Origin of the sequence: Micrococcus sp. APC 4021 (assembly GCF_030407635.1) — a bacterium.
GTDB classification, from domain to species: Bacteria; Actinomycetota; Actinomycetes; order Actinomycetales; family Micrococcaceae; genus Micrococcus; species Micrococcus luteus.
Map to the genome: position 1 here is coordinate 1 of NZ_JASDCZ010000109.1, position 7753 is coordinate 7753.

General features: G+C 69.1%; 8 protein-coding genes. 4 read left to right on the plus strand and 4 right to left on the minus strand.

Features of this window, described 5'->3' with window-relative positions:
• The first annotated feature begins 264 nt into the window (after window positions 1–264).
• The 4 genes from QL983_RS09200 to QL983_RS09215 all read left to right on the plus strand — a co-directional run bounded on the left by QL983_RS09200 (window position 265) and on the right by QL983_RS09215 (window position 4727).
• Complete coding sequence (locus QL983_RS09200; RefSeq protein ID WP_152744223.1) at window positions 265–1911, plus strand: Mu transposase C-terminal domain-containing protein; 1647 nt, start codon at window positions 265–267, stop codon at window positions 1909–1911.
• Window positions 1905–2822, plus strand: coding sequence for a TniB family NTP-binding protein (locus tag QL983_RS09205; RefSeq protein ID WP_049147597.1), 918 nt, complete (start codon window positions 1905–1907; stop codon window positions 2820–2822). The genes QL983_RS09200 and QL983_RS09205 overlap by 7 nt, the downstream gene beginning before the upstream one ends.
• Before the next feature lie 14 nt (window positions 2823–2836).
• Entirely contained in the window at window positions 2837–3985 is a 1149-nt protein-coding gene (locus QL983_RS09210) for a TniQ family protein (RefSeq protein WP_161664778.1), read from the plus strand.
• Between the two features lie 124 nt (window positions 3986–4109).
• The gene (locus QL983_RS09215; protein ID WP_036313821.1) at window positions 4110–4727 is read left to right on the plus strand and encodes a recombinase family protein; all 618 of its coding nucleotides are present in this window, start codon (window positions 4110–4112) and stop codon (window positions 4725–4727) included.
• Window positions 4728–4932: 205 nt separating this feature from the next.
• Here the strand turns inward: QL983_RS09215 and QL983_RS09220 are convergent, their stop codons facing one another.
• The 4 genes from QL983_RS09220 to QL983_RS09235 all read right to left on the minus strand — a co-directional run.
• Window positions 4933–5841 (minus strand): cation diffusion facilitator family transporter, encoded by a 909-nt coding sequence (locus QL983_RS09220; protein ID WP_036313825.1) that lies wholly within the window; start codon window positions 5839–5841, stop codon window positions 4933–4935.
• Window positions 5842–5871: 30 nt separating this feature from the next.
• Window positions 5872–6249, minus strand: coding sequence for a metalloregulator ArsR/SmtB family transcription factor (locus QL983_RS09225; protein WP_036313828.1), 378 nt, complete (start codon window positions 6247–6249; stop codon window positions 5872–5874).
• A gap of 54 nt (window positions 6250–6303) precedes the next feature.
• Complete coding sequence (locus tag QL983_RS09230; protein ID WP_036313831.1) at window positions 6304–6963, minus strand: vitamin K epoxide reductase family protein; 660 nt, start codon at window positions 6961–6963, stop codon at window positions 6304–6306.
• A 61-nt stretch (window positions 6964–7024) separates the two neighbouring features.
• A partial coding sequence (locus QL983_RS09235) for a thioredoxin domain-containing protein (RefSeq protein WP_290152528.1) occupies window positions 7025–7753 on the minus strand: 729 nt, incomplete at its 5' end.

Sequence of the window (7753 nt, forward strand, 5' to 3'; positions counted from 1 at the left end):
GAACTATACAGCGCGAACTGAACACTCGGTCACAGGCGTCAGCCCAGATCGCATGCCCGTAAGGGGATCCTTCACCGTACGTCGAGCGAGCTCAGTCCTCGTGTCATTTTCAGAAGTCGACTGCGCTCTCGGGCCCGTCCTCTCGGGGGTGGTGTCGTCGACTCCCGAGCCCTGGTCGTTCAGTAGTCCTGTGCACTAGCGTCGCATCTGCTCAGTAGTCCTGTTCTCTATGAGGAGGCGGGCGTGGACGGCGACCAGGATGAGATGGCTGGACCGGGCGTGCTTGCGGTGCCCGAGCGTGAGTGGGAGCAGGCCCGGTTGCGGGCCGGGGTGATCGGTCGCCTGGCCGAGCACGATCCAGTGGGACTGGCTGCCGTCGACGAAGCCGCGATGGAGCTGGGGATCTCCCGGCGCCGGGTGTACGTGCTGCTGGAGCGGTACCGGCGGGGCTCGGGCCTGGTCACTGATCTTGTCCCCCGGCGATCGGATGGTGGCAAGGGTGGGGGCCGGCTGACGGAGCCAGTGGAGCAGATCATCCGTGAGCTGGTGTGCCAGCGGTACTTGACCCGGCAGAAGCGCAGCATTGCCTCCCTGCATCGGGAGATCACGCGGGCCTGCGCCGTGCAGGGGCTGCCGGCTCCGGCACGGAACACGGTGGCCGCGCGGATCGCTCGGATGAATCCGGTCGAGGTGGGCCGGCGGCGCGAGGGGGCCGAGAGCGTCCGGCCGTTGCAATCGGCCGGGGACGAGGTTCCGGTAGTCGAGTCGATCCTGGACCAGGTGCAGATCGATCACACGGTCATGGATCTGATCGTGGTCGATGACCGTGACCGTCAGCCGATCGGACGGCCGTATCTGACGGTGGCCATCGACGTGTGCAGTCGGTGTCTGGTTGGAATGGTGGTGACCTTGGAGCCGCCCTCGGCGGTGTCGGTGGGGTTGTGCCTGGCCCATGCGGCCGGTGACAAGCGGCCCTGGCTGGAGCGGCTCGGAATCGACGCGGCCTGGCCGATGAGTGGCAAGCCGAAGGCCCTGTATGTGGACAATGCTCGGGAGTTCAAGAGCGAAGCGCTCACCCGCGGGTGCGACCAGCACGGTATCAGCCTCGACTACCGCCCGCTGGGCCGGCCGCATTACGGCGGGATCGTCGAGCGGGTCATCGGCACGGCCATGCGACAGATCCACGAGCTGCCGGGGACCACGTTTTCGAACCCAGTCGAGCGTGGAGCGTACGACGCCGAGAAGATGGCCGCACTGACGATTGCCGAGTTGGAGCGGTGGCTGGTGTTGGCTGTGGCGACCTACCACGACACGGTGCACTCCACGCTGGGCCAGACCCCGGCCGGACGGTGGGTCGAGTCGGTCGCAGCGACCAGTACCCCGATGACGACGGCCAACCCAACGGCGTTCTTAGTGGACTTTCTGCCCGTGTTCCGCCGCAAGCTCACGCGCACCGGGTTTGTTCTGGACCATGTCCACTATTTCGCCAATGCGCTCAAGCCGTGGATCGCACGCCGCGAGGCCCTGGAGCGGTTCCTCATCCGGCGGGATCCGCGCGATATCAGCCGCATCTGGGTGCTGGACCCCGAGGGCACCGCGTACATCGAGGTCCCGTATCGGGCGTTGTCGAACCCGGCGGTCAGCGTGTGGGAGCACCGGCAGGCTCTGGCCCGGCTGCGCGAGCGTGGGGCCACCGAAGTCGACGAGTCGGGCCTGTTCCGGATGATCGAGCAGATGCGCACCATCTCCGAGACCGCCCAGAAGACCACCAAGCGCACCCGCCGCGAGAGGCAACGCCGCACCCAGACCGGGACGACCACTACGAGGCCGACGCCCCCGGTGCCGGAACCACCGGTCGTACCAACGGACTTGGATGTGGTGGCCCGGTTCGGGGAGATCGAGCAATGGTGAATGCCAACGAGTACGAGCCGCTGGAGCTGTCCCACTTGCACCCGGCCGCGCAGCCGGTGGCGCGATTGCCGGCGGCCGAGCGGGTCCAGCGGATCCGCGCGGACCGCTGGATCGGCTACCCGAAGGCGGTCGAGGCCGTCGAGCGTCTGGAGACCATGCTCGGCTGGCCGGCGAAGCAGCGCATGCCCAACCTGCTACTGGTGGGCCCGACAAACAACGGCAAGTCGATGATCATCGAGCGCTTCCGCCGGCAGCACCCGCCCAGCTCCGAACCGGACCGGGAGCAGGTCCCGGTGGTGTGCGTGCAGATGCCCTCGGAACCATCACCCTTGCGGTTCTACACCGCGATCCTGTCCGTCCTGGGCGCACCCCTGCGGCCCCGGCCTCGTCTGGTGGAGCTCGAACGCCTCGCCTTGTCCCTGCTGCGCGAGGTCGGGGCGCGGATGCTGGTCGTTGATGAGCTGCACAACGTGCTGGCCGGTCGCGGGGACACCCGTCGGGAGTTCCTGAACCTACTGCGGTTTCTGGGCAACGAACTGCGCATCCCGCTGGTCGGGGTCGGCACCCGCGAGGCCTACCTGGCGGTGCGCTCCGATGACCAGTTGGAGAACCGCTTCGAACCCTTCGTGCTCCCGCTCTGGGAGGCCGACGACCAGGCGAGATCCCTGCTGGCCAGCTTCGCCGCCTCCTTCCCCCTCCGGAAACCATCGGTGATCGACACCGAGGACATGGCCCGCTACCTGCTGGCCCGCAGCGAGGGCACCATCGGGGAGCTGGCCCACCTGCTGACCGCGGCCGCGGTGGCCGCCGTCGAGTCCGGCCTCGAGGCCATCGACCACCGGACCCTGACGATGGCTAACTACACCGGGCCGACCGAACGCCGCCGGGTCTTCGAACGCGAGCTGCTGTGAGCACTCGGTGGCCGGTGCACCCGGCCCCGGTCACCGGTGAGGCACTCACCTCCTGGCTGCGCCGGATAGCCCACCGCTACGGGGCCGAGGTCGAGGACCTCGTTCTCGATACCGGGTTCTGCATCTCCCGCCCCGGGGACCTGGACGTGGCCGCCCCGGAGGAATTCATCAACCAGCTAGCCGGCCGCACCAGAACCGGAACCGACACCATACGGGCCATGACTCTCGGCGGGCAGACCCCCTGGCTGCTGGACCAACTCGAGCCAGCGGCGGAGGCCTACACCACCTATACCCGCCAGCTGGCGGTACTGCTGCCCCGGGGAAGGAGACGCGACCGTACCGTGGAGGACTGGCGGGCCTGGTTGCCCACGGATGCCGGCTGGCAACACCGGGCCTGTCCGCGCTGCACCATGGAATCCACCCCTCCCTGCCCCTACCAACTGGCGTGGCTGGTGCCCCTAATGCTCTCCTGCCCCGTCCACCACTGCCGACTCGAACGCCACAACGGCCCGGTGGGCTACCACGACTTCTGGCACGTCTCGCCGGGTAGGCCCGAGCCGCGACCGGTCGGGGCGGCGATCCGGAGCATGGACCAGCGGACCTGGCAGGCCCTGACCACAGGATCCGTCGCCCTTCCCCGACACCGGGTGCACGCAGGCCTCTGGTTCCGACTACTCAGGACGCTGCTCGACGAGCTCGGCGCGACCATCATCGAATGCGGCGCACCCGGCCGGCTGACACGACAGGTGTGGGACCGCACCGGCCACCCGGTCCGCGCCGGACAGGGCCCGTGGCGCCCCTACGAGGAACTCTCCGATCAGCGCCAACTCCAGTCCCTGGAAGCCGCCGCCACCGCGATACACCTGTTCGAAACCCGGGCCATGACCTGCCCCGGACGCGAAGCCGAGGTGTTCCTGCCCCAACCGGACATTTCCCGCGACCCCGGCAGCACCGAACAAACCACGGACCCCACCGCCATCCGTTGGCAGGAGATCAAAAAGAACTTTCAGGCCGTCGTCGAGGAAGCCCGGACCACCCCCGAGACCGCCCGCCAACTCTTCAACTTCTGCACGATGTACCGCCGCGACAACGACGAAGTGATCCAAGGCGTCCGGAGCAATTTCACCGAGCTCGGCATCCCTTCGGACTACCTGTCACCATAGCTGCGCCGTGACCGTCTGCGAGACGTAGAATAAATGACCGGTTACGTGACAATATTTCTCAACATCTCGCTCTGCGGGCCTCGTGTCACATAAACGATCGAATAAATGACAGGGGTGGTGGGCGGTGCTCGTGGGGTACATGCGGGTGTCTAAGGCTGACGGCTCCCAGGCCACCGACCTGCAACGCGACGCCCTGCTCGAAGCCGGCGTGGAACCGGAGGCTCTGTACGAGGACAAGGCCTCCGGCAAGAGCGATGACCGTCCCCATCTGGCCGCGTGCCTGAAAGCGCTGCGGGCCGGGGATACCCTGCTGGTGTGGAAGCTGGACCGACTCGGCCGGGACCTGCGCCACCTGGTCAACATCGTGCACGAGCTCACCGAGCGGGGCGTGGGCCTGAAGGTGCTCACCGGCCAGGGGGCGGCGATTGACACCACGACCGCCTCCGGCAAGCTGGTGTTCGGGATCTTCGCCGCCCTGGCCGAGTTCGAACGCGAGCTGATCTCCGAACGCACCAAGGCCGGCCTGGCCTCGGCCCGGGCCCGAGGCCGCAAGGGCGGCCGGCCCTACAAGATGACCCCGGCCAAGATCCGCCTGGCGATGGCCTCGATGGGGAACAAGGACACCAACGTCGGTGCCCTGTGTAAGGAACTGGGCATCACCCGCCAGACCCTCTACCGCCACGTCTCACCCACCGGGGAACTGCGCGAAGCCGGACAGAAGGTGCTGGCCCAACGCCGATGACCACCGCGGGCTGCGGAGCTGTGTGCCGCCGATGGTGACCCACCCGGGGGCGTGTCGTATGACGTGCCGTCGCGGGACGGACCACCGGACGGGTCATGCGGGATGTCCCTAGTGGCGTGCCACTGTTCATCCATGTCGGCTGCGGGTGTGTCCGGTGGGGGGTTCCTCCTGCGGACGCGTCTATTGCTCAACCAGCCCCACTGGGTCAGTGGTGGGTGGGGTGTTCGTGGTGGGCGTGGGCGGCGGGTTCGAGTTGGAAGGTGGAGTGGTCGATCGCCACGTCGAAGTGCTCGGCGACGCAGTGTTGGAGCTGGTCCAGGATCTGGGGGGCGTGCCCGTCGTGGAAGCAGTGGTCCTCGACGACGACGTGGGCGCTGAGCACGGGGACCCCGGTGGCGATCTGGGAGGCGTGCAGGTCGTGCACGGACACCACGTGCGGCACCGCTTCAAGGTGGTCCCGAACCTCGGCGAGGTCCAGGTCCCGGGGGGTGGATTCGAGCAGGATGTGCGCGGCCTCGGCCAGGATCTTCAGGGTGCGGGGCACAATCAACACGGCGATGAGCATCCCGGCCACGGCGTCGGCCTGCGCCCAGCCGGTGGTGGCGATGACCAGGGCGCTGGCGATCACGGCCACCGAGCCCAGCGCATCGTTGAGGACCTCCAGGAACGCGGCGCGCATGTTCAGGTTGGCCCCGCGGCCGGAGCCGAGGACGGCCAGCGAGGCGAGGTTACCGGCCAAGCCGAGGATCCCGAACAGCAGCAGAGGGCCGGAGGCTACCTCGGGCGGGGCGAACAGTCGCTGCAGGCCCTCGATGAAGGCGTAGAGACCCACGGCCAGCAGGATGGCGGCCTGGGCCAGGGCGGCCAACACCTCGGCGCGCAGGAACCCCCAGGTGCGCCGGGCCGTGGGCGGCCGGGCCATCAGGGTGGAGGCCAGCAGAGCCATCAGCAACCCGCCAGCGTCGGTGAGCATGTGCGCCGCGTCCACCAGTAGGGCCAGGCTGCCGGTGATCAGCGCCCCGGCCACCTCGGCCAGCAGCACCGCCGTGGTGATGGCGAAAGCGACCGCCAGCCGCCAGCGGTGCGCCGGCGAGGCGTGGTGGTGTGCACCCATTAACTGTGTCCTCCTTCTCCGGGACCGGGCTCAGGCCGCGGCGGGGCCGTCGGGGCCCGGGGTGCCGGAGTGTGGGCAGAGCTCGACCGCGTGCCCGGTGACCGTCAGCAGCCGCTCGGCGGCGGCCAGCACCTGAAGCAGCTCGGGCTCGGCGGCCAGGGCGTACAGCGAGGCCCGGCCCACCGGCCGGGAGGCCACCAACCCGCAGCCGGCCAGGCAGGCCAGGTGCGCACTGACCGTGGACTGGGCCAACCCGAGGTGCTCGGTCAGCTCGCGCACCTTGTGCTCCCCGGTGGCCAGGTGCCGCAGGATCGCCAACCGGGTGGGGTCGGAGAACCCGTGGAACAGCGCCGCCGCCGGGCCCAGGCCCGCCGCCGGGGACACCCCCGGCTCCTTAATCATCGTCATACGACGATGATAGCGCCTTCAGTCGATAATGGCGAGGTCGCGCCCCAGGACCGGTCAGAAGCCGGTGAAGGCGGGGAGGAACTGGACGAAGACCGAGCCGGCGACGGCGACGTAGGCGACGGCGATGAGGGTCCCGGCCCAGCCGGTGGCGAACCGGACCACCCCCGGCGGGGCGGGGATCACGCCGTGGGCGAGGTTGCGGGCGGTGAGCAGGAGGAACAGGGGGATCATGGCCGCCCAGACGATCATGCAGTACAAGCAGAGGATGTAGATCTCGTACAGGGCCTGGAACCACAGCCAGGCCACGAACCCTATCCCGAGGGTGACCCCGGCCTGCAGCCCGAGCCAGTACCCGCGGCCGGGCCGGGCCCCGGAGAGCACGACCATCGCGGTGGAGATCACCACGGCGAAGGCGACGATGCCGATCAGCGGGTTGGGGAAGCCGAACAGCTCGGACTGCCAGGTGCCCATGACCCGTCCGCAGGACACCCAGGGGTTGATGTCACAGCTGGTGGTGTGGCCGGGGTTCTCGTAGAGGGCGAGGCGTTCGAGGACCAGGGTCGCCGAGGCGATCCAGCCGACGGCGCCGGTGACGAGCAGCACCAGGCCGAAGGCCCGGCGCCCGGTGAACCACGCCGGGGCCGGCGCCGGGCCGGCTGCCGATACTGGGGAGGCGGCGCTCGGGGCGGTGGGCTCGGTGAGCCGGTCGGTCATGGGAAGTCCTTTGCTCTCGGTCCTCTGCTCTGGCCCGGGTGGCCGCGGATGGTCCGGGCGGTCAGTCCTGGGTGGCGGCCTCGACGGCGGCGGTGAACTCTTCCAGGCTGTTCACGGTGAGCGGCTCACCGTCGAGGTAGAAGGTCGGGGTCCCGGCCACGCCCAGGGCGGTGCCGTCGGCCACGTCCAGCTCGACCCGGTCCCGGGTGGCCGGGTCGGCCACCGCGGCATCGTAGGCGGCCATGTCCAGGCCCAACTCTTCGGCGTAGGCCCGGAAGACCGGGCTGCGGTCCTCCGTGGTGTGGCTCCACTCGGTCTGGGTCTCGAACATCTTCTGGTACATCGACTCGTAGGCGCCCTGCTGGGCAGCGGCCTCCACGGCGATGGCCGCGGTGACCGAGTTCGGGTGGCCCGGCAGCGGGAAGTACCGGTGCACGAAGGTCACGGTGTCCGCATACTCGGCGCGCAGGTCCTCCACGAAGGGGTAAGCCGCCGCGCAGGCCTCGCACTCGAAGTCCAGGAACTCCACCAGCACGGCCTTCTCATTGGGGGCCTGCGAGAGCACCCGGCTATTCTCCCGCACCAACTGACCGGCAGACCCAGTCGACTGCCCGGTGGACTGGGCGGTGGACTGGTTGGGGTCCTGCTGCTGGGCGGTGGCGGTCCCGCGGGCCACAAGGTAACCGATGAGGGCGGCGGCCACGACCAGGCCCAGCAGCACCCAGACCACGATCTTGGCCCGGCGCTGCCGGGACGGGGTGGGAGAAGACGGGGTGGAAGCGGTGGGGTC

Bases quoted from the DNA above. Each gene is read 5' to 3' on its own strand.
- QL983_RS09200 (WP_152744223.1), top strand. From the start codon at position 265: ATGGCTGGACCGGGCGTGCTTGCGGTGCCCGAGCGTGAGTGGGAGCAG.
- QL983_RS09205 (WP_049147597.1), top strand. From the start codon at position 1,905: ATGGTGAATGCCAACGAGTACGAGCCGCTGGAGCTGTCCCACTTGCAC.
- QL983_RS09220 (WP_036313825.1), bottom strand. From the start codon at position 5,841: ATGGGTGCACACCACCACGCCTCGCCGGCGCACCGCTGGCGGCTGGCG.
- QL983_RS09225 (WP_036313828.1), bottom strand. From the start codon at position 6,249: ATGACGATGATTAAGGAGCCGGGGGTGTCCCCGGCGGCGGGCCTGGGC.
- QL983_RS09230 (WP_036313831.1), bottom strand. From the start codon at position 6,963: ATGACCGACCGGCTCACCGAGCCCACCGCCCCGAGCGCCGCCTCCCCA.